The sequence below is a fragment of the Streptococcus mitis genome, from assembly GCF_022137125.1.
GTDB classification, from domain to species: Bacteria; Bacillota; Bacilli; order Lactobacillales; family Streptococcaceae; genus Streptococcus; species Streptococcus mitis_CE.
The window spans coordinates 1-2642 of sequence record NZ_JAKNEQ010000015.1; the positions used below are offsets into that span (position 1 = coordinate 1).

1 protein-coding gene is annotated in these 2642 nt (G+C 43.7%); it reads right to left on the minus strand.

Annotated features, from left to right (window positions below):
- Positions 1–2642: DUF1542 domain-containing protein (locus tag L0P31_RS09235; RefSeq protein ID WP_238096644.1), on the minus strand; the 2642-nt coding region annotated here is incomplete at both ends.

The following is a 2642-nucleotide window of genomic DNA, read 5'->3' on the forward strand; positions in this document are numbered from 1 at the left end:
AAGCTACTGATGCCGTTCCTGCAGTCTTAGCTTGTTCCACTTCTGCGTTTGTTGTCGCGTTGTCAATTTCTTGTTTTGCTGCATCGGCTTTTGCTTTCGCGTCTTCCTTAGCTTTGGCTTTCTCTTCTGCGGTTAAGTCATTGTTTGCGTCGATTGCATCGTTCTTAGCTTTAAGTACGTCGTCGATTGCTTGCTTCGCAGTCGGTTTTGCCACTGGCGTTGGAGTCACTGAAGCTACTGATGCCGTTCCTGCAGTCTTAGCTTGTTCCACTTCTGCGTTTGTTGTTGCGTTATCAATTGCTTCTTTCGCTGAATCGGCTTTTTTCTTAGCTCCTGCCTTAGCTGCAGTTTTCTCTTCATCTGTTAAGTCTGTGCGAGCATCAATCTCGTCAGTCTTAGCTTTCAGTGCTTCGTCTATTGCTTGCTTAGCTGCTGGTTTCTTAACCGCTAATGGATTTACTGAATCTACCTTTGTTGTTCCTGCAATCTTAGCCTGTTCCACTTCTGCGTTTGTTGTCGCATTGTCGATTGCTTGTTTTTCCGCATTGGCTTTTGCCTTGGCTTCTGCTTTAGCCTTTGCTTTTTCTTCGGCTGTTAAATCAGCATTTGCATCTATTGCATCTTCTTTTGCTTTTAATGCATCATCTATTGCTTGTTTAGCTGCTGGTTTCTTAGTTGCTTCAGGACTAAACGAATTTACATCACTTAAACCAGATATACTATTTACATCAACCTTAATATCTGTATCAGCTCCATCGATTGCTTGCTTAGCCGCATCTGCTTTTTTCTTAGCCTCTTCCTTAGCTGCTTGTTTCTCTTCTGCTGTTAAGTCATTGTTCGCATCAATTTCTGCTTCTTTAGCTTTAAGTGCTTCATCAACTGCTTTTTTAGCCTCTGGTTTCTTAACTGCTACTGGATTCAATGAGTTTACATCTGCTACCCCAGTAGTTTTTACATTTTCAACGTCAGCATTTGTCGTTGCTTTATCAACTGCGTGTTTTGCTGCATCTGCTTTGGCTTTAGCTTCTTCCTTAGCTGCTATTTTTTCCTCAGCTGTCAGATCATCTCGAGCATCGATTTCTGCTTCTTTGGCTTTAAGCGCATTATCAATCGCTGTCTTAGCTTCTGGTTTCGCTACTGGTGTTGGATTTACATTGTTTACTTCTGTTGTTCCGTTAGCCTTAGCTTGGTCTACCCCTGCATTGGTTGTCGCATTGTCAATCGCTTGTTTTGCTGCATCTGCTTTAGCTTTAGCTTCTTCTTTAGCTGCAGTTTTCTCTTCATCTGTTAAATCGTTGTTCGCATCAATCGCGTCATTTTTAGCTTTTAGGGCATCGTCTATTGCTTTTTTAGCTGCTGGTTTTGCTACTGGTGTTGGATTTACATTGTTTACTTCTGTTGTTCCATTAGCCTTAGCTTGGTCTACTCCTGCATTTGTTGTCGCATTGTCAATCGCTTGTTTTGCTGTAGTTGCTTTTTCTTGCGCTTCTTGTTTTGCCGCAGCTTTTTCTTCATCAGTCAAGTCATTGTTTGCTTCGATTGCTTTAATCTTCTCAGCTAACGCGTCTTCTATTGCTTTTTTAGCCACTGGCTTCGCTTGCGCTGTTGGAGTGACTGAAGATACACTTGCTGCCCCAGCGTTTTTAGCTTTCTCAACTGCATCGTTTGTTGTTGCGTTGTCGATTGCAGTCTTCGCTGCGTCAGCTTTGACTTTTGCATCTTCCTTAGCTTTAGCTTTTTCTTCTGCTGTTAAGTCATTGTTTGCATCAATCGCGTCATTCTTTGCTTTCAGTGCATCGTCGATGGCTTTCTTAGCTGCTGGCTTCGTTACTGGTGTTGGAGTTACATTGTTCACTTCTGTTGTTCCATCAGCCTTAGCTTGGTCTACCGCCACATTTGTTGTTGCGTTGTCGATCGCTTGTTTCGCTGCAGTCGCTTTGTCTTGCGCTTCTTGCTTAGCTGCAGCTTTTTCTTCCGCTGTTAAGTCGTTGTTCGCGTCAATCGTATCATTCTTGGCTTTCAATGCGTCATAGATGGCTTGTTTTGCCGCTGGCTTCGCTACTGGTGTTGGAGTTACATTGTTTACTTCTGTTGTTCCATCAGCCTTAGCTTGATCTACCGCCGCATTTGTTGTTGCGTTGTCGATTGCTTGTTTCGCTGCGTCGGCTTTGGCTTTTGCATCAGCTTTCGCCGCAGTTTTTTCTTCGTCTGTTAAGTCATTGTTCGCATCAATCGCGTCGTTCTTAGCTTTCAATGCGTCATCGATGGCTTGTTTTGCAGCCGGTTTAGCTGTTGGCGTTGGAGTTACCGAATCTACTGATGTCACTCCAGCGTTTTTAGCTTGAGTTACTGCATCGTTTGTTGTCGCATTGTCAATCGCTTGTTTTGCTACATCTGCTTTAGCTTTAGCTTCTTCTTTAGCTGCAGTTTTCTCTTCATCTGTTAAATCGTTGTTCGCATCAATCGCGTCATTCTTAGCTTTTAATGCGTCATCGATGGCTTGCTTCGCTGCTGGTTTGGCTACCGGCGTTGGAGTTACCGAATCTACTGATGTCACTCCAGCGTTTTTAGCTTGAGTTACTGCATCGTTTGTTGTCGCGTTGTCGATTGCTTGCTTCGCTGCGTCAGCTTTGGCTTTCGCG